The organism is Kitasatospora sp. NPDC089509 (assembly GCF_044749365.1).
Classification (GTDB): Bacteria; Actinomycetota; Actinomycetes; order Streptomycetales; family Streptomycetaceae; genus Kitasatospora.
Window position 1 is genome coordinate 150,520 of sequence record NZ_JBIVHS010000010.1, and the last position, 18,285, is coordinate 168,804.

Consider the following 18,285-nt stretch of genomic DNA (forward strand, 5'->3'; position numbering starts at 1 on the left):
CGCTGCGGCCCAAGTCCTTCCGGCGCGCTGCGGCACCCCGGTCCGGGCCCCGCCCGTACGGACGGTGTGCCGTCCGAATCAACGACGACCCGGGGCAACCGGTACGACCGCTCCGGACCCTACGGCATTCTCCAGGTCCGGCACGCGGCCCGTCGAATTGCCCACACTCCGAGCGGAACCGGGTTGCACCACGTCAAAAAGGTGACAAACCGACCGAATCGGGTGGGTCGCTGGCGGCTGCAGCTGCCTGGGACGCCACACTACCGGCCCGGCGCGGTGACCTCTCGAATCGGTGTCCGGATGCGACCTGGATCACCGCAGGGTCCATCCGCGGCTCCGCCGCGCACCCGAGGCCTTCACACGATCTGCTCACCCCAGAGCAGCAGTGCGCCGTCCGCGCCCGTTCCGAGCGTCAGTGCGCCGCCCTCCTCGGCGGACCGCAGCGGGGTGGACTGCAGCAGCGCGCCGTCCGCCCGGTAGCCGGCCCCGGCGATGGCCCGGTGGATCTCCTCGGCCTCGGCGAAGGTCCGGGCCACCGCGACGAAGCGTTCCGGCTTGCGGGCCAGCACCGCCCGCACCACGTCCAGCCCGCCGGACTCCACCACCGCGGCGTCCGGCTCGGGCAGTCCGCCGAGCACCTCGGGGCCCTGCCCGTGGACGGTCTCCACCTCGACCCCGTACCGGCGGGCGTTGACGGTGAGCCGGGCGCAGGCGGAGCGGGAGGACTCGACCGCGACCACGGCGGCGCCGAACCGGGCCGCCTCCACGGCGAGGGCGCCGCTGCCGGCGCCGACCGACCAGACCAGGTCCCCGGGACGCGCACCCAGACGGGCCAGCACCAGGGCGCGCACGTGCGCGGGGAGCGCCTCCGACGCGCCCGGTTGACCCTCCGTGCGCCCGGCGCCCGCGTAGGCGTCGCCGGGGAGCGCCCAGCCGCGGTCCGCGCCGGGGTAGCCGAGCGGGCGCCCCGCCAGCCAGCCGGCCGCCTCGCCGAGCGGGCCGGCCTGGGCGCCGCCGCCGATCACCAGCACCACGTTGGGGTCGCGCCAGACGTGGTCGGCGATCCGGTCGGAGGTGAGGACGGTGACGTCCTCCTCCGGGGTGCCGAGGGCCTCGCAGACCACGAAGGTCCGGTGCACCCCGCGCAGCATCAGGGCGAGTTCGCCGGGACCGGCGCCCGGGGCGGTGAGCACCGCGACCTTGGGGTGGGCCCGGCAGATGTTGGCGGCGCGGCGCAGCCGGCCGCCGTGGGCGCTGACCACCTGGGCGTCCTCCCAGGGCATGCCGGCCCGGGCGAAGGCGGTGGCCACGGAGGAGACGGCGGGCAGGACTTCGAGTTCGAGGCCGTACTCGGGGCGGCGCAGGGTGCGCACCACGCCGAAGAAGCCCGGGTCGCCCTCGGCGACCACGACGGCGGCGCCGCGGTGCTCGGCGATCGTGCGGGCGGCCTGCTGGACGTTGCCGAGGGCGAGCCGCTCCGCCGCCTCCGGTACCGGGAGGGCGTCCAGTTGGTAGGGCGCTCCGGCCACCAGGGTCGCCGCGGCGAGGGCCGCACCGGCGGCCTCGGTCAGCGGCGTACCGTCCCATCCGATGACCGTGATCCGGTCAGCCATCTGCGGCCGTTCTCCCTCGACTCGGTGCGCGGCTCGTCGCGCCGGCGGCTCGGTGCCGGCGGACAGGTGCCGACGGGTCGGTGCCGGCGGTCCGGGGCGGCCCGCCGCGTCGGTGGCGCTGCGTCGGCTCCGCGGGGCCCGTTGGGTGGCACCGGTGAGAGGCTACCGGGTGCGGTCGTCCGGAGGACGACAACTCGCACACATGTCCGCGCCGGGCGGGTGACCAGCGGGGGATCAGTCGCGCAGCACGTAGCGGTGGTCGCCGTGCCAGCCGTCGCGGTGCAGTTCGGGCGACTCCAGGTCCTCCGGGAGCAGGCTCCACAGGATCAGGTCGCTGCGGCTGTCCACCACGACCTCGCCGGACTCGCCGCGGACTATCCAGGCGCTGCGCAGCACGCCCTCGCTGATGCCGCCGATCTTCTGGGCGACCTGCTGGGCGGCGGTGTTCCCGGCGGCGGTGCGCAGTTCCAGGCGCAGGAAGCCGCGGTCCTCGAACAGCCACTGGGCGACGCCGAGGACGGCCTCCGGGGCGTAGCCCTCGCCGCGTGCCCAGACGGCGGTGACGTAGGAGATCTCGGTGCTGCGCAGCCGCCAGTCGGTGTTGCGCAGTTCGACCAAGCCGACCAGGCGCTGGGTGAGGTGCTCGGTGACGGCGAAGACGATGCCGCGACCCTCGGCGCGGTGGGCGGGGGCGAGGGTGCGGGCGAGTTCGGCCGCGTAGTCCTCGGTGAAGGGGTGCGGGAGGTCGGTCCAGGCCAGCACGAGCTCGTCGGCCATCATGGTGGCCAGGCCGGGGGCGTCGTCCTCCGCAAGGGGTCGCAGCAGCAGCCGCTCGGTGCTGATGGCGGTCTCGGGGAAGCTCGCTGCCATGCCGTCTCTCCTCGCCGGGTCGTGAACACAACACCGTACGCCTCCGTCGCGCACCGGCCATCACGCGGTGCGCCGCCCGCACGACGGTACGTCAGAACCCGGTCTGCCGTGGTGTCCCTGGTGCATACTGCCCGACCGGGCCCCCGCCGAGGTGCGGCGGGGGCCCGGTCGGGCGCTGCGCGAGGTGTGACCGTACGACGGTCAGGTCGGTCGGGTCGGTCAGAAGGCCGGGATGACCGAGCCCTGGAAGGTGTCGTCGATGTACTTCTTGACCTCGTCGGAGTGCAGCAGCTCGGCCAGCTTCTTCACCCGCGGGTCGTTCTCCTTGCCCTTCTTGACGGCGAGGATGTTGGCGTACGGGTTGCCCTCGGCCTTCTCCAGCACCAGCGCGTCGGTGGTCGGCTTCAGGCCCGAGTCGATCGCGTAGTTGCCGTTGATCACACCGGCGTCGAGGTCGGCGAGGGAGCGGGGCACCTGGGCGGCCTCCAGCTCCTTCCACTTGAAGCCCTTCGGGTTGCCGGTGACGTCCGCCGGGGTGGCGGCGGTGCCGGCGCCGTCCTTGAGGGTGATCAGCTTGTTGTCGGCGAGCAGCTTGAGCGCCCGGCCCTCGTTGGTGGCGTCGTTCGGCAGGCCGATGGTGGCGCCGTTCGGCAGGTCGTTGATCGACTTGACCTTCTTGGAGTAGACGCCCAGCGGCTCCAGGTGCACCGGCTCGACCGACACGATGTCCGTGCCGTTCTTCTTGTTGAAGTCCTCCAGGTACGGCAGGTGCTGGAAGTAGTTGGCGTCGGCCGAACCGTCCTGCACCGCCGTGTTGGGGGTCACGTAGTCGGTGACCTCCTTGATGTCGAGCTTGAGGCCCGCCTTGGCCGCGAGGTTGTCCTTGACGAACTTGAGGATCTGCGCGTGCGGGGTCGGGCTGGCCACGACCTTCAGCGGCGCGTTCGGGTCCGAGGAGGAGGAACCCGAGCTGCCGCAGGCGGCCAGCGACAGGGCGAGGCCGGCGGTGGCGAGGACACTGAGGGACTTCACAACGTTGCGCACGAAAAGTGCCTTTCTGCGTGATGCGGGGAGCCGCGTCCGGAGGTCGGACGGGGGAGGTCTAGGAGGCGACGAGTTCGTCGTCGGGGGCGGTGGCGCGCGGGCGGAGCAGGCGGGTGCGTCCGCCGCCGCGGCCCCGGTTGGCCAGCCGGCGCACGGCGTAGTCGCCGGCCAGCTGGATGATCGTGACGATGATCGCGATCTCGGCCACGATGATCCACATGAAGGCGGTCTCGAAGCGCAGGTAGCCGTACCGGTAGGCGAGGTCGCCCAGGCCGCCGCCGCCGACCGTGCCGGCCATCGCCGAGTAGCCGATCAGGGCGATGACCGTGGTGGTGACGGAGGCGACGATGCCGGGCAGCGCCTCGGGCACCAGCGTCTTGCGGACCAGCGTCCAGGTGCTGCCGCCCATCGCCTGGACGGCCTCGATCAGCCCGCGGTCGACCTCCCGGACGGAGGTCTCGACCAGTCGGGCGAAGAACGGGATCGCGCCGACGGTCAGCGGGACGGTCGCGGCCTGCCAGCCCAGGGAGTTGCCGGTCAGCCAGCGGGTGAAGGAGATCAGCGCGATCATCAGGATGATGAACGGCAGCGAGCGGGTGAGGTTCACCACCGCGCCGAGCACCTTGTTCACCGGCTGGTTCTGCAGCGCGCCGCCCTTGGAGGTGAGCACCAGCAGCACGCCGAGCGGCAGACCGATCAGCACGGTGCACAGGGTCGAGACCCCGACCATCTGGAAGGTCTCCTGGGTGGCGGGCCACATCAGTTCCTGCATCTGGTCCCAGCTCAGACCGCTCATGCCACCGCTCCGTCCGCCGCGCCGATCACGTCCACCTGCAGGCCCTGCTCGCGCAGGTAGCCGATCGGCACCACGTTGTCCTGGTGGCCGCCGGGCAGCTCGACCCGCATCCGGCCGACCATCCGGCCGGCGATGGTCTCCACCGCGGCACCGAGGATGTTGATGTCGATCTGGTAGGTGCGGGCCAGCTGGGAGACGAACGGCTGCGCCGGGGTGTCGCCCTGGAAGGTGATCTCCAGCACGGTCGCACCCGGGTGGCCGGTGCCGAACTCGCTCAGCGGGAACAGCTCGCGGGCCAGTTCGGAGCCGGGCTCGGACAGCAGGTCGGTCAGCTCGCCGGACTCCACCACCCGGCCGCCGCGCATCAGGGCGGCGGAGTCGCAGACGGACTTGATGACGTCCATCTCGTGGGTGATCAGCAGGACCGTCAGGCCCAGCTGCTGGTTGAGGTCGCGCAGCAGCTTGAGGATCGAGCGGGTGGTCTCCGGGTCGAGCGCCGAGGTGGCCTCGTCGGAGAGCAGCACCTTGGGGTCGCCGGCCAGGGCGCGGGCGATGCCGACCCGCTGCTTCTGGCCGCCGGACAGCTGGTTGGGGTAGCTGCGGGCCTTGTCGGCGAGGCCGACCAGGTCGAGCAGCTCGGCGGCCTTGCGGCGGCGCTGGGTGCGGTCCAGGCCGATGATCTCCAGCGGGAGCTCGACGTTCTGCTGCACCGTGCGGGAGGAGAGCAGGTTGAAGTGCTGGAAGACCATGCCGATCCGGCGGCGCGCCTCGCGCAGGTCCTTGCCGGCCCGGTTCTCGCCGCCGGACAGCGCGGTGAGTTCGACCCCGTCCACGGTGACCGTGCCGGAGGTCGGGCGCTCCAGCATGTTCACGCAGCGGATGAGGGTGGACTTGCCGGCACCGCTGGTGCCGACGACTCCGTAGACCTCGCCCGGGCGGACGTGCAGGTCGACGCCGGCGAGGGCGGTCACCTCGCGGCCTCGGGAACGGTAGACCTTCGTCAGGTCCGTGGTGGTGATCACAGCTGCTTCCGTGGGTCGGGGGCGGGCGGCGGTGTCGGCCGACCGACCGCGGTGCGGTCGGCGGCGTTCCACGACGCCTCACCAGGAGGATCCGGACCTGCCACCCCTTGATCGTGGCCGCAGAACGGCCGGGCCGCGCGACGGCGTGGCCCTAACGAGTCATCGACGGCCGCGGGCGGGCACGCCGGAGGAGAGGGTCCGGGACTTCCGGTTTCCGGGAGGGGCGCGCTCGCACGGGCGGGAGCGGCGCCGGAGTCTCGCTTCGGGGCGCGAGGGGGTGGCACCCTCAGTGGGTGCCGGGGGCGGTGGCCCTCAGCAGTGACACATTCGACGGCACATGGCACGCTCACCTGCCGGCAGCGTGCCGGTGGGGGTCCAGTTCGTCGTCGCAGTCATGTGAGCCAGTAAAACAGATGGGTCGATTCCCGCCCAACTGTTCGGGCCCGACTGTCCGCATTGCGGACACCGGCCTACGGGGACCGGGGTGGAACGCCTCGACGCCGCCCACCCGGGGTCCGGATGGCGGCGGCGTCGAGGTCGGTCGAGGATGCCCGGGTGCGGGCGGCGCTCAGGCGGTCCTGGCGAGCGGGGTGGCGACCGGCTTCTCCAGGTGCACGACGCTCAGCCGGCTGGTGACGGGCTCGACGGCGGTCTGCCGGTAGCCCTGGCGGGCGTAGAGCCGCAGGTTGCCGAGGCTCCGGTGGCCGGTGAACAGCCGGAAGACCGTCACCGGGCGGCCGTCCTCGGCCATCCGGCGCTCCAGCGCGTCCAGGAGGCGGCCGCCCAGGCCGTGCCGCTGCATCCGGGGGTGGACCACCAGACGCCCTATCCGGCCGATGCCCTCGGCGTCTACGTGGCCGCGGACGGCGCCGACCACCTCGTCGCCCAGCCGGGCGACCAGGACGTGCTGCTCGGTCAGTTCGGCGCGCAGGCTCTCCAGGCTCTGTGTCAGGGGCTCGATCGCCCAGTCGCCGTACAGCTCCGCCTCGGGCTGGTAGCCCAGGTACTGGAGCTTGAGGATCTGCTCCGCGTCCTCGGCCGCCGCGGCCGAGATGATCACGCTCATGCCCATGTGGAGGGGCCTCCCCAGTCGTCGTGCCCGGCGCGCAGAGGGTGGCGCGCTCACGCTCAGTATCCGAGTGGACGCGCCACCGTCAAGAGTGACGTTCGCCAGCGTGCTACCCGGGTGTCAGCTTCCCTCAACCTTCGGAGGGCCAGACGTGGCAAGGGTCACGCCGGAGTGGCGGCGGGGGCGACGCGCCGGGCGCGGGGCGGCTGCTGCTGTGGGGCGCCCGGGTGAGGGCGGCCGCGGACGGGCGGGGCCGCCCGGTCAGGGGTAGCGCTCGGCGCGCAGGAGGAGCCGCAGGCAGGCCAGGCAGCGGGAGCGGGTGGGGCCGATGGAGCCGCGTGGCATGCCGAGGCGTTCGGAGAGCTCGCGGTAGGTGGGCGGCGGATCCTCGGCGAGGGCCGCGACCAGCTGCGGGCAGCGGCCGGGCAGCGCGGCGACGGTCTCCCGGACCACGCGGCGGCGGCGTTCGGCGAGGTAGACGTCCTCGGCGGAGGGGACGGGCGGAAGGGGGGTGCACACACCGTGCTTGACGGGCCCGGGCGGAGCCGGTTACGCCCGGACCGGGGCGCGCACGCGGCAGGGGCGCGCCGGTCGGACCGCCGCGCCCCTCACACGCTGCTCCAGGCGTCAGTTCTGGGTCCACTCCTGCTGCCGCGCCAGGTCCGCCTTCACCTCGGCAAGCTGGACCGCGACGGCCGAGGGGGCGGTGCCGCCGCGCCCGTTGCGGGAGGCGATGGCGCCGTGCACGCTGAGCACCGACCGGACGTCGGGGGTCAGGTGCTCGGAGATCGAGGCGAACTGCTCGTCCGTCAGGTCGGACAGCTCGATGCCCTGGCCCTCGCAGACCTTGACGCAGGCGCCGGCCACCTCGTGCGCGACCCGGAACGGCACGCCCTGCTTGACCAGCCACTCGGCGATGTCGGTGGCGAGCGAGAAGCCGGCCGGGGCCAGCTCCTCCAGCCGCTCGCGGTGCACGGTGAGGGTGGCCATCATCCCGGTGAACGCGGGCAGCAGCACCTCCAGGGTGTCGCAGGAGTCGAAGACCGGCTCCTTGTCCTCCTGGAGGTCCCGGTTGTAGGCGAGCGGCAGCGCCTTGAGGGTGGCCAGCAGGCCGGTCAGGTTGCCGATCAGCCGGCCGGACTTGCCCCGGGCCAGCTCGGCGATGTCCGGGTTCTTCTTCTGCGGCATGATCGAGGAGCCGGTGGAGAAGGCGTCGTGCAGGGTGATGAAGCCGAACTCCTTGGTGTTCCAGATGATCACCTCCTCCGCGATCCGGGAGAGGTTGATCCCGATCATCGCGGTGACGAAGGCGAACTCGGCGACGAAGTCGCGCGAGGCGGTGCCGTCGATGGAGTTGCCGACCGAGCCGCCCTCGAAGCCGAGGTCGGCGGCGACCGCCTGGGGGTCGAGGCCGAGCGAGGAGCCGGCCAGCGCGCCGGAGCCGTACGGGGAGACGGCGGTGCGGGCGTCCCACTGGCGCAGCCGCTCGGCGTCCCGGCCGAGGGCCTGCACGTGCGCGAGGACGTGGTGGGCGAAGAGCACCGGCTGGGCGTGCTGGAGGTGGGTGCGGCCCGGCATCGCGGTGTCCGGGTGGGCCTCGGCGAGGCCGACCAGGGCGTGCTGGAGGTCGAGCAGCAGGCCGCCGATGGTCCGGGCGTGGTCCCGCAGGTACATCCGGAAGAGGGTGGCGATCTGGTCGTTGCGCGAGCGCCCGGCCCGCAGCTTGCCGCCGAGTTCGGCGCCGAGGCGCTCCAGCAGGCCGCGCTCCAGGGCGGTGTGGACGTCCTCGTCCGCGACGGTGCCGACGAAGGTGCCGGCCTGGACGTCGGCGAGCAGCTGGTCGAGGCCCGCCAGCATGCCGGCCAGCTCCTCGTCGGAGAGCAGTCCGGCCTTGTGCAGCACCCGGGCGTGGGCCTTGGAGCCGGCGATGTCGTACGGCGCGAGCCGCCAGTCGAAGTGGACCGAGGCGGAGAGCCGGGCCAGCGCCTCGGACGGGCCGTCGGCGAAGCGCGCGCCCCAGAGGCGGACGTCGGAGGACTGCTGGGCCGTCATCGCGGTGGCTCCTTCACACATGTACGGTGGGTGGCATAAGTATGCATCACACCGTATGAAACACAAAACCCCGGTCGAAGGGGATCCTTCGACCGGGGTTCCGGTGGCCGCGGCCCTACTGGGCCTTGGCCTGGGCGAGTTGCATCAGGTGGTCGGCCAGCGCCTGGCCGCCCGCCGGGTCGCGGCTGATCAGCAGCACGGTGTCGTCGCCCGCGATGGTGCCGATGATCTCGAACACCTCCGCCTGGTCGATCGCCGAGGCGAGGAACTGGGCGGCCCCGGGCGGGGTGCGCAGCACCACCAGGTTGCCGGAGGCGGTCGCGGAGACCATCAGCTCGCCGGCCAGCCGGGCCATCCGGCCCTCGCTGGCCGACTCCCCCATCGGGGCGCGCGGTGTGCGGTCGCCGCCCTCGGCGGGGACGGCGTAGATCAGTGCGCCGTCCCGGTTGCGGATCTTGACCGCGCCCAGCTCGTCCAGGTCCCGGGAGAGGGTGGCCTGGGTGACCACGAGTCCGTCGTCGGCGAGCAGCTTGGCGAGCTGGCTCTGCGAACGCACGGGCTGGCGGGTGAGCAGGTCCACGATCCGCCGGTGGCGCGCGGTGCGGGTCTGCGGGACCTGCGGCGTCGGGCCGGCGGCGGAGGGGCCGGAGCGGGAATCGGTCATGTGATTATTCTCCCGGACGACGGTCAGCTCGCATCGGCCGGGGCGCTCTCGCGGACCGTCCGGAGGATGCCCGGCAGCGCGGCGAGGAAGGCGTCCGCCTCCTGCTCGGTGAGCACCAGCGGGGGCGCGAGCCGTACGGCGTCCGGGACGGCGGCGTTGACCAGGAAGCCCGCCTGCTGGGCGACGGCCTGCACCCGGGCCGCGACCGGCTGGGTGAGGACGATGCCGAGCAGCAGTCCGGCGCCCCGCACGTGCGAGACCAGCGGGTCGCCGATCGCCTCGACGCCGTGCCGCAGCCGGTCGCCGATCTTGCGCACGTGCTCCAGCAGGCCCTCGGACTCGATGGTGTCCAGCACCGCGAGCCCGGCCGCGGCGGCCACCGGGTTGCCGCCGAAGGTGGTGCCGTGCTGGCCCGGGGTGAGCAGGTCGGCGGCCGGGCCGAAGGCCAGCACCGCGCCCATCGGCAGGCCGCCGCCGAGCGCCTTGGCCAGGGTGACCACGTCCGGCTCGACGCCCTCGAAGGCCTGGTGGGCGTACCAGTGACCGGTGCGGCCGACGCCGGTCTGGATCTCGTCCAGGACCAGCAGGGTGCCGGTGGCCCGGGTGATCTCGCGGGCCGCCCTCAGGTAGCCGTCGGGCAGCGGGATCGCGCCGTTCTCGCCCTGGATCGGCTCCAGGAAGACGGCGGCGGTCTCGGTGGTGACGGCCGCGCGCAGCGCCTCGACGTCGCCGAACGGGACGTGGGTGACGTCGCCGGGCAGCGGGCGGAACGGGTCCTGCTTGGCGGGCTGGCCGGTGAGCGCGAGGGCGCCCATGGTCCGGCCGTGGAAGCCGCCCTGGAGGGCGACCAGGTGGGTGCGGCCGGTGCGCCGGCTGATCTTGAAAGCGGCCTCGTTGGCCTCGGCGCCGGAGTTGCAGAAGAACACCCGGCCGCCGTCCCGGCCGTCCAGCCGGAGCAGCCGCTCGGCGAGGGCGATGGTCGGCTCGGCCATGAAGAGGTTGGAGACGTGGCCGAGGGTGGCGATCTGCCGGCTGACCGCCTCGACCACGGCCGGGTGGGCGGTGCCGAGGGCGTTGACGGCGATGCCGCCGAGCAGGTCGGTGTACTCCTTGCCGTCGGCGTCCCAGAGCTTGGCGCCCTCGCCGCGCACCAGCGGGATCCGCGGGGTGCCGTAGTTGTCGGTGAAGGTGTGCTGCCACCGGTCGGTGAGCTGCTCGTTGTGCGTCATGCCAGTCCCCCGGTCACGGTCGGCTCGTCGTCGGGCACGACCATCGTGCCGATGCCCTCGTCGGTGAAGATCTCCAGCAGCAGGCTGTGCTGCACCCGGCCGTCCAGCACGCGGGCGGTGCCCACGCCGGAGCGGACGGCGCGCAGGCAGCCCTCCATCTTGGGGAGCATGCCGCTGGCCAGGGTCGGCAGCAGCCCCTCCAGTTCGGTGGCGTTGAGCTGGCTGATCACGTCGTCGGAGTTCGGCCAGTCCTTGTACAGGCCCTCGACGTCGGTCAGCACCACCAGCATCTCGGCGCCCAGGGCGACCGCCAGGGCGGCCGCGGCGGTGTCGGCGTTGATGTTGTAGACGTGGCCGTCGGCGCCGCGGGCGATCGAGGAGATGACCGGGATCCGGCCGTCGGCGATCAGCGCCTTCACCGCGCCGGCCTCGATGTTGACGATGTCGCCGACCAGGCCGATGTCGACCGGCTCGCCGTCCACCACGGCGTAGCGCTTGACCGCCGTCATGGTGTGGGCGTCCTCGCCGGTCATGCCGACGGCGAACGGGCCGTGCTCGTTGAGCAGGCCGACCAGCTCGCGCTGCACCTGGCCGGCCAGCACCATCCGGACCACGTCCATGGTCTCCGGGGTGGTGACCCGCAGGCCGTTGGTGAAGCTGGACTCCAGGCCGAGCTTCTCCAGCTGGGCGCTGATCTGCGGGCCGCCGCCGTGCACCACGACGGGGTGCAGTCCGGCGTACCGGAGGAAGACGACGTCCTGGGCGAAGGCGGACTTGAGGCTCTCGTCGACCATGGCGTTGCCGCCGAACTTGATCACCACGGTCTTGCCGTGGAAGCGCTCCAGCCACGGGAGCGCCTCGATCAGCGTCAGGGCTTTGGGCAGCGCGGTGTTGTTGCGGGCCTGTTCGCCCTTGGGTGCGATCTGCACGGGATTCCCTCGTCGATGGGGTCCCCCCGGCCGCGGGCCGGGGGGATGTCGCGGATCGGCCGTGCGGTGCCGGCCGTCGCGGTTCAGCTGGAGTAGGCGCTGTTCTCGTGGACGTAGTCGGCCGTGAGGTCGTTGGTCCACACCGAGGCGCTCGCCGTACCGGCGTTGAGGTCGGCGGTGATGACCACCTCGCGGCCCTTCATGTCCACCAGCTCGCGGTCCTCGCCGACACCGCCGTCCTTGCAGACCCAGACGCCGTTGATGGCCACGTCGAGCCGGTCGGGGTCGAAGGCGGCGGCGGTGGTGCCGATCGCGGACAGCACCCGGCCCCAGTTGGGGTCCTCGCCGTGGATGGCGCACTTGAGCAGGTTGTTGCGGCTGATGGTGCGGGCGACCTCGACCGCCTCGTCCTCGGTGGCGGCACCGGTGACGTCGATCCGGATGTCCTTGCTGGCGCCCTCGGCGTCGCCGATCAGCTGGCGGGCCAGGTCGGCGCTGACGGTGCGGACGGCCTCGGCGAACTCGGCCGGGTCCGGGGTGGTGCCGGTGGCGCCGGAGGCGAGCAGCAGCACGGTGTCGTTGGTCGACATGCAGCCGTCGGAGTCGATCCGGTCGAAGGTGGTGCGGGTGGCGCCGCGCAGCGCGGCGTCCAGGGCGGCGCTGTCCAGGTCGGCGTCGGTGGTGAGCACGACCAGCATGGTGGCCAGGCCGGGGGCGAGCATGCCCGCGCCCTTGGCCATCCCGCCGACCGTCCAGCCGGCCGGGCTGGTGACCTGGGCGGTCTTGTGCACGGTGTCGGTGGTCTTGATGGCGATCGCGGCGGCCTCGCCGCCGGTCCCGCTGAGCTCGCCGACGGCCAGGGTGACACCGGGCAGCAGGATGTCCATCGGGAGCCGGACGCCGATCAGGCCGGTGGAGGCGACGGCGACCTCGCCGGCGTTGAGCTCCAGCTCGGCGGCGACCTTCTCCGCGGTGGCGTGGGTGTCCTGGAAACCGGCCGGGCCGGTGCAGGCGTTGGCGCCACCGGAGTTGAGGACGACGGCGGAGACCCGGCCGCCCTTGAGGACCTGCTGGGACCAGAGCACCGGCGCGGCCTTGACCCGGTTGGAGGTGAAGACGCCGGCCGCGGCGAACGACGGACCGTCGTTGACCACCAGGGCGAGGTCCGGGGTGCCGGAGGCCTTGATGCCCGCGGTCACGCCGGCGGCCCGGAAGCCCTGGGCGGCGGTCACGCCGGTGTTCGGGGTGGTCACGGTGCGACTCCGTTCAGCGGAAGGCCCAGCTCCTCGGGGAGACCGAGGGCGATGTTCATGCTCTGCACCGCGCCGCCGGCGGTGCCCTTGACCAGGTTGTCGATCGCGCTGATCGCGATGATCCGCCCGGCGGTGGCGTCCAGGGCGACCTGGACCAGGGCGGTGTTGGCGCCGTAGACGCTGCTGGTCTGCGGCCACTGCCCCTCGGGCAGCAGGTGGACGAAGGGCTCGTCGGCGAACGCCTCGGCGTACGCGGCGCGCAGGCTCCCGGCGGTCACGCCCGGCTTCGCCTTGGCGGAGCAGGTGGCCAGGATGCCGCGCGGCATCGGGACCAGGGTGGGGGTGAAGGAGACGGTGACCGGCTGACCGGCGACCGGGCTGAGGTTCTGCACCATCTCGGGGGTGTGCCGGTGCACGCCGCCGACGCCGTACGGGCTCACGTTGCCCATGACCTCGCTGCCGAGCAGGTGGGTCTTGGCGGCCTTGCCCGCGCCGGAGGTGCCGGAGGCGGCGACCACCACGGCCTCCGGCTCGGCGAGGTCGGCCGCGTAGGCCGGGAAGAGCGCCAGGGAGACGGCGGTCGGGTAGCAGCCGGGCACGGCGATCCGGTTGCTGCCCATCAACGCGGCGCGGTGGCCGGGGAGTTCGGGCAGGCCGTAGGGCCAGGTGCCGGCGTGGGCGCTGCCGTAGAACTGCTCCCAGTCGGTGGCGGCCTTGAGCCGGAAGTCGGCGCCGCAGTCGATCACCAGGACGTTCTGACCGAGGGCCTCGGCGACGGCGGCGGACTGCCCGTGCGGCAGCGCCAGGAACACCACGTCGTGGTCGGCCAGCACCTCGGGGGTGGTGGGCTGGAGGACGCGGTCGGCCAGCGGGATCAGGTGCGGTTGCAGCTCACCCAGTCTGGTCCCCGCGTTCGAGCCGCCGGTCAGCGCCCCGATCTCCACCTCCGGGTGGCCGAGCAGCAGGCGCAGCACCTCGCCGCCCGCGTACCCGCTCGCGCCGGCGACGGCGACTCGCAATGCCATGGCGTTCCTCCTTTGTCGTGGCATGAATATACGCGTGAGGGAAAATCCATGCAAGGAGTCCATGGCGGGGCCGGGGCCCGCCCGGGTGGGGCGGGCCGGCCGGCGACCGGGCCGGTCAGCGCTTGACCGCCCGCAGCACCACGAACTTCGGGTTCCCGGCCACGAGTTGGCAGTTGCCGAACAGCTTGCGCAGCTTCACGTGGTAGCCGAGGTGGCGGTTGCCGACCACCCAGAGCTCGCCGCCCGGCCGCAGTGCCCGTCGGGCACCGGTGAACATCCGCCAGGCGGTGGCGTCGGTGGTCGCCTGGTGGGAGTGGAACGGCGGGTTGTTGAGCACCAGGTCCACCGAGCCGGGAGCGAACACCGCCGGGTCGAGCGCGTCGGCGGTGCGGAACTCGGCCGGGGCGTCCGGGCCCAGGTTGGTGCGGAAGGTCTCCTCGGCGGAGGCCACCGCCTGGTGCGACTCGTCCACGAACAGCAGCTCGGCGCCCGGACCGGCCAGCGCGGCGGCCGTACCGACCACGCCGTTGCCGCAGCCCAGGTCGACCACCCGGTCGCCGGGGGCCGGGGTGGGCAGGTGGGCCAGGAAGAAGCGGGTGCCGATGTCGAGCCGCTCGGCGCAGAAGGTGCCCGCGTGGTTCACCACGGTGCGGCCGGCGGCGGCGCCGATGTCGGACGGCAGCGCGTAGCGGTGCGGCCACGGGTTGGGGCCGCGGTCGAGCGCCGGGTCGGGGGTGCAGAGGATCAGCCGGGCCTTGCGGACCGCGAGCGAGGTGCGGGTCGGGCCGAGGACCTTCTCGAAGAGCTGGAGGGTGGAGGTGTGGATCTCGGTCACCATGCCGGTGCCGATCACCACGGTGCCGGGGTGGATCGCCGGGGCGAGCCGGTGCAGCTGGTCCTCCAGCAGGGCCAGGCTCTTGGGGACGCGCACCAGCAGGACGTCGATCCGCTCCGGCGGGGTGTCCCGGGTGGTCAGCAGCCTGGCCTCGTCGACGGCGGCGCCGGCCCGGGCGAGGTTCTCCCGGGTGGCCTGGCGGCCGAGGTGGGAGTCGCTGATCTGCACCGGTTCGTACGGCGCGGGCGCGGGCGCGGGTCCGGTGGACGGCTCGGTGGCCGACTCGGCGGACGGCGCGGTGGCCAGCGCGGTGGTCAGCGCACCCCAGCGGTCGCCGAGGACGACGATCCGGCGGCCGGCCAGCTCGGTGGCGGCGCCCCCGGCACTGTCGGTCTCGCCGGCCAGGTGGCGCAGCAGGTACTCGTCGGCGGCGTCCCAGGCCCGCAGCCGCTCGCGCGGATCCACCGGGAAGCGGGTGAGGTCGAGGGTGCCCCAGGGGGTCGCGAAGGTGGTTGCGGACGGTGACGAGGCGGGCGTGGTCTGCGGATTCATCGTGTTCTCAGGCTATCCGAAGGTCCGCCGGGGAACGGTTTCGGCAGATACTGGAAGAGCCTGACCGAGAGGGGTGAGGGCGATGGACTGGAAGCTCGAAGTCGTGGTGGTCCCGGTAGCGGACGTGGACCGCGCGAAGCTCTTCTACGAGGAGCAGGCCGGCTTCAGGGTCGACCACGACACCCGGCTGCGGGACGGCGTCCGGGTGGTCCAGCTGACTCCCCCGGGCTCGCCCTGCTCGATCGTGGTGGGCACCGGGGTGATCGAGGCGGCGCCCGGCTCGGTGAAGGGCCTCCAACTGGTGGTGCCGGACATCGAGAAGGCGCACGCGGAACTGGCCGCCCGGGGCGTGGTGGTCAGCCCGGTCCAGCACTTCGTCGCGGGTGCGCGGGTGAACGGGCACGGCGAGGCCTGGAACAACTTCGTGTTCTTCAACGACCCGGACGGCAACGGCTGGGCGGTCCAGGAGGTCCCCGCAGCGGCTTAGGGCGCGTCTGACAATTCGCGTCGGATCAGCGCGCGGCGGGAATTGTCAGACACGCCCTATGTAGGCTCCGGGGATGGCTGAACACGAGGGAAGCGTGCGGGTGGACGCCTGGATCTGGTCGGTCCGGCTGGCCAAGACACGGGCGCTGGCCGCGGCCGCCTGCAAGGCCGGGCACGTGCGGGTGAACGGCGAGCGGGCCAAGCCGGCGCAGACGCTCAAGGCCGGGGACGAGGTCCGGGTCCGCGAGGAGGGGTACGAGCGGGTGGTCGTGGTGCGGCAGCTGATCCGCAAGCGGGTCGGCGCCGCGGTGGCGGCGGAGTGCCTGACCGACAACAGCCCGCCGCGGCCGCCGCGCGAGTTCGTCGCACCGGTCTTCGAGCGGGACCGCGGCGCCGGGCGCCCCACCAAGCGGGAGCGCCGGGACCTGGACCAGCTGCGCCACCGCTAGGGCGGGCCGCTACGGCGCTGTGTCGCTGCGCCGCCCGGGCGCTACGCCGCGGTGTCGGTGAGCACCTTGGCGAGGAAGGCGTCGAGGTTGTCCACCGTCCGGGCGATCTGCCGCTCCAGTGGCAGCGACTCGTCCGGCCTGGTCACCAGGGTGGACTTCTTCACCCCGCGGACGTAGAGCGAGCAGGCGAGGTCCGCGCAGATGTACGTACCGACGGTGTTGCCCTCGCGCCCGGACACCCCGGCCCGGCGGGCCGCCAGCAGGGCGACGCCCGACCCGGCGTGCGCGGTGATGCACAGCGAGCAGACGTTGGTCTTGGTCAGGCTGCGCCGGACCATCGGCGAGCGCAGCGTCACGCCGACCAGCTCGCCGCCGTGCGGCGCCACCAGGTACGCCCGATCGGGTGCGCCCTGGTCCCGCCAGCCGAGGAAGTCCAAGTCCCCCCAGGGGAGTTCGGCCAGGCCCCGGGGCAGGTTGAGCCGACGGGCCTCGCCCTTGGAGCAGTTGACGAAGGACGCGCGGATCTCAAGGTCGCCGAGTGGTTCCATGAGGCGGAAACTAACACCGCCCGGCGCACCCTGTCGCGTCAATTCCGGCCGGTGCGCACCGGGTGCGCAGCCTGCAGGGCGAGCCGCCGCGGGGCGTCCTCGCCGATCCGGGTGAGCAGGTCGTCCAGGGCGAGGAAGGCCTCCCAGCGCTCCCGGCCGGTGGCGGCGGCGAGCCGGTCGACCACCCGGTCCTCCAGGTCCTGGACGCGCTGGTTCTTCCAGGCCTTGTCCGCCAGGCTGACCAGCAACTCCTCGGTGGTGGTGCCGGGTTCGCCCCAGGTGGCGTGGCTGCGGGCGAACCGGGCCAGCGGCTCGGGCACGCCGTGGGCCAGCAGCAGGGCGTACCCGGCGGGTTCGTGCGCGGAGCCGGGCGCCGAGAGCTCCTCGGGGTGGACGGCCTTGCCGATGTCGTGGGTGGCGGCGCCGAACCGGACGGCCGCGCGGTCGAGGTCCAGTCCCTGCCCGACCCAGAACTCGGCGATCCGCTCCGCGACTTCGGCCACCAGCGCGAGGTGGGCGACCAGTCGGGGCGGGGCGTCGACGGCCCGCAGCAGTTCGGCGACGTCGGACGGCAGCGGGGGCAGGGACGGCAGCGGCGGCCGGGTGGTGGTCACGCCGCAGGGTATCCGCGGCGGTGCCGGACTGTCAGTACCCGGACGTAGGGTGCGGTCACCGGTCCCGGCGCCGGAGGGGGGCGCCGGGACCGGGCCCGCTCACGGCTTGAGGGCGACGCCCGCGTACGCGGAGACGTCCTGCCAGCCCTCGGGCAGCTCGGTGGTGCGGATGTGGCCCGCGTCGGGGCGCCAGAGCGGGAGTTGGACGAGCCCGGGGCCGACGAACTCGAAGTCGCCGAAGAAGGGTTCGACGTCGGCCCGGGGTCGCAGCACCAGCGGGGCGCTGGCGCTCCGGTAGATCCGGGTGCCCTCGGCGGCGCTCTCCCGGGAGGCGAAGTCGGGGCTGCCGTGGGAGAGGATCAGGGCGCTGCCGGGGGCGAGCGCCTCGCGCAGGGTGCGGACGATCCGCTGGGCGCCCTCCTCATCCCGGATGAAGTGCAGGACGGCGACCAGCATCAGCGCGACGGGCCGGCCGAGGTCGACGGCGGCGGCGAGCGCGGGGTGGCCCAGGATCGCCTCCGGGTCGCGCAGGTCGGCCTCGATCACGGAGGTGTGCCCGGCCGGGTGGCCGGCCAGCAGGGCGCGGGCGTGGGTGGCGACGATCGGGTCGTTGTCCACGTAGACCACCCGGGCGTCCGGGGCGACCCGCTGGGCGACCTCGTTGGTGGAGCCCACGGCCGGGATGCCGGTGCCGATGTCGATGAACTGGCGGATCCCCCGGCCCGCCGCGAACTCGACGGCCCGGCCGAGGAACTGCCGGTTGGTGCGGGCCAGCAGCGGCAGCGCGGGGTAGGCGGCTATCGCGGCCTGGGCGGCCTTGCGGTCCGCCTCGAAGTTGTCCTTGCCGCCCAGGTAGTAGTCGTACATCCGGGCGGTGTGCGGGATGCCGGTGTCGAGCTCGCTCGGCGGCTGCCAGTCGTCGGCTCTGGCCCACTCCCAGCCGGTGCGGGTGTCCTGGTCGATGGCCGCGGTGTCCTCGTGCATCCTGTTCCGCCCCCAATGCGCAATGCCGGAATGTGCCTACTGCCCCGTAACACGCGGTGCGCGGTGATCGTATCCAAGGACACGCCGTGGAAACAGCGGTAGTTCAGGTTTCCGCAACACCCGAGGAGCAGGATGTGTGCACGTCAAGGAGGGTGTCGGGCGCGGCCCGGGCCGGCCCCCGGTCCCGATCCCGGACCGCGGCACCGGATGGCGGCACCGGATCGCCCGGCGGGTCCGGCCTCTCTATGCTG

At 73.2% G+C, this 18,285-nt stretch carries 19 protein-coding genes; 2 read left to right on the forward strand and 17 right to left on the reverse strand.

The window, feature by feature from the left end; translation table 11 throughout:
- Positions 1-356: 356 nt before the first annotated feature.
- From cbiE to ACIP4P_RS22335, 14 genes are all read right to left on the reverse strand, one after another.
- Complete coding sequence (gene cbiE / locus ACIP4P_RS22270; RefSeq protein ID WP_400920922.1) at positions 357-1,613, reverse strand: precorrin-6y C5,15-methyltransferase (decarboxylating) subunit CbiE; 1,257 nt, start codon at positions 1,611-1,613, stop codon at positions 357-359.
- 234 nt (positions 1,614-1,847) lie between these two features.
- A complete protein-coding gene (locus tag ACIP4P_RS22275; RefSeq protein WP_400920924.1) occupies positions 1,848-2,483 on the reverse strand; it encodes a GNAT family N-acetyltransferase in 636 nt (211 codons plus the stop codon).
- A gap of 219 nt (positions 2,484-2,702) precedes the next feature.
- Entirely contained in the window at positions 2,703-3,527 is an 825-nt protein-coding gene (locus ACIP4P_RS22280; protein WP_400920926.1) for a MetQ/NlpA family ABC transporter substrate-binding protein, read from the reverse strand.
- A gap of 58 nt (positions 3,528-3,585) precedes the next feature.
- Entirely contained in the window at positions 3,586-4,314 is a 729-nt protein-coding gene (locus ACIP4P_RS22285; protein WP_400921079.1) for a methionine ABC transporter permease, read from the reverse strand.
- A 5-nt stretch (positions 4,315-4,319) separates the two neighbouring features.
- A complete protein-coding gene (locus ACIP4P_RS22290; RefSeq protein ID WP_350512949.1) occupies positions 4,320-5,345 on the reverse strand; it encodes an ATP-binding cassette domain-containing protein in 1,026 nt (341 codons plus the stop codon).
- A gap of 568 nt (positions 5,346-5,913) precedes the next feature.
- Entirely contained in the window at positions 5,914-6,417 is a 504-nt protein-coding gene (locus ACIP4P_RS22295; protein ID WP_400920929.1) for a GNAT family N-acetyltransferase, read from the reverse strand.
- A 258-nt stretch (positions 6,418-6,675) separates the two neighbouring features.
- Positions 6,676-6,933, reverse strand: a complete 258-nt coding sequence (locus ACIP4P_RS22300) for a hypothetical protein (RefSeq protein ID WP_350512951.1) — start codon at positions 6,931-6,933, stop codon at positions 6,676-6,678.
- Positions 6,934-7,041: 108 nt separating this feature from the next.
- A complete protein-coding gene (gene argH, locus ACIP4P_RS22305) occupies positions 7,042-8,466 on the reverse strand; it encodes an argininosuccinate lyase (protein WP_400920931.1) in 1,425 nt (474 codons plus the stop codon).
- A gap of 115 nt (positions 8,467-8,581) precedes the next feature.
- Positions 8,582-9,130 carry an arginine repressor gene (locus ACIP4P_RS22310; RefSeq protein WP_270148298.1) on the reverse strand — a complete coding sequence of 183 codons (549 nt, stop codon included), beginning with the start codon at positions 9,128-9,130 and terminating at the stop codon, positions 8,582-8,584.
- Positions 9,131-9,153: 23 nt separating this feature from the next.
- Positions 9,154-10,359: an acetylornithine transaminase gene (locus ACIP4P_RS22315; protein WP_400920934.1), complete on the reverse strand. Its 1,206-nt coding sequence runs from the start codon at positions 10,357-10,359 to the stop codon at positions 9,154-9,156.
- Positions 10,356-11,288 carry an acetylglutamate kinase gene (gene argB, locus ACIP4P_RS22320; protein WP_350512954.1) on the reverse strand — a complete coding sequence of 311 codons (933 nt, stop codon included), beginning with the start codon at positions 11,286-11,288 and terminating at the stop codon, positions 10,356-10,358. The genes ACIP4P_RS22315 and argB overlap by 4 nt, the downstream gene beginning before the upstream one ends.
- A gap of 83 nt (positions 11,289-11,371) precedes the next feature.
- Positions 11,372-12,520: a bifunctional glutamate N-acetyltransferase/amino-acid acetyltransferase ArgJ gene (gene argJ / locus ACIP4P_RS22325; protein WP_350513013.1), complete on the reverse strand. Its 1,149-nt coding sequence runs from the start codon at positions 12,518-12,520 to the stop codon at positions 11,372-11,374.
- Positions 12,521-12,537: 17 nt separating this feature from the next.
- Positions 12,538-13,566 carry an N-acetyl-gamma-glutamyl-phosphate reductase gene (gene argC, locus ACIP4P_RS22330; protein WP_400920937.1) on the reverse strand — a complete coding sequence of 343 codons (1,029 nt, stop codon included), beginning with the start codon at positions 13,564-13,566 and terminating at the stop codon, positions 12,538-12,540.
- Positions 13,567-13,681: 115 nt separating this feature from the next.
- The gene (locus tag ACIP4P_RS22335) at positions 13,682-14,953 is read right to left on the reverse strand and encodes a methyltransferase (protein ID WP_400920939.1); all 1,272 of its coding nucleotides are present in this window, start codon (positions 14,951-14,953) and stop codon (positions 13,682-13,684) included.
- Positions 14,954-15,035: 82 nt separating this feature from the next.
- Here ACIP4P_RS22335 and ACIP4P_RS22340 point away from each other — a divergent pair, with 82 nt between their 5' ends.
- Both ACIP4P_RS22340 and ACIP4P_RS22345 read left to right on the forward strand, forming a co-directional pair.
- Positions 15,036-15,440 carry a VOC family protein gene (locus tag ACIP4P_RS22340; protein WP_400920940.1) on the forward strand — a complete coding sequence of 135 codons (405 nt, stop codon included), beginning with the start codon at positions 15,036-15,038 and terminating at the stop codon, positions 15,438-15,440.
- A gap of 73 nt (positions 15,441-15,513) precedes the next feature.
- Positions 15,514-15,888, forward strand: a complete 375-nt coding sequence (locus ACIP4P_RS22345; RefSeq protein ID WP_350512958.1) for a S4 domain-containing protein — start codon at positions 15,514-15,516, stop codon at positions 15,886-15,888.
- Positions 15,889-15,929: 41 nt separating this feature from the next.
- On the opposite strand, the gene ACIP4P_RS22350 is transcribed toward ACIP4P_RS22345, so the two are convergent.
- The 3 genes from ACIP4P_RS22350 to ACIP4P_RS22360 all read right to left on the reverse strand — a co-directional run bounded on the left by ACIP4P_RS22350 (position 15,930) and on the right by ACIP4P_RS22360 (position 18,034).
- Entirely contained in the window at positions 15,930-16,436 is a 507-nt protein-coding gene (locus ACIP4P_RS22350) for an FBP domain-containing protein (protein ID WP_400920941.1), read from the reverse strand.
- 38 nt (positions 16,437-16,474) lie between these two features.
- The gene (locus ACIP4P_RS22355) at positions 16,475-17,050 is read right to left on the reverse strand and encodes an HD domain-containing protein (RefSeq protein WP_400920942.1); all 576 of its coding nucleotides are present in this window, start codon (positions 17,048-17,050) and stop codon (positions 16,475-16,477) included.
- A 99-nt stretch (positions 17,051-17,149) separates the two neighbouring features.
- Positions 17,150-18,034 (reverse strand): SAM-dependent methyltransferase, encoded by an 885-nt coding sequence (locus ACIP4P_RS22360; protein ID WP_400920944.1) that lies wholly within the window; start codon positions 18,032-18,034, stop codon positions 17,150-17,152.
- Between the last annotated feature and the right edge of the window lie 251 nt (positions 18,035-18,285).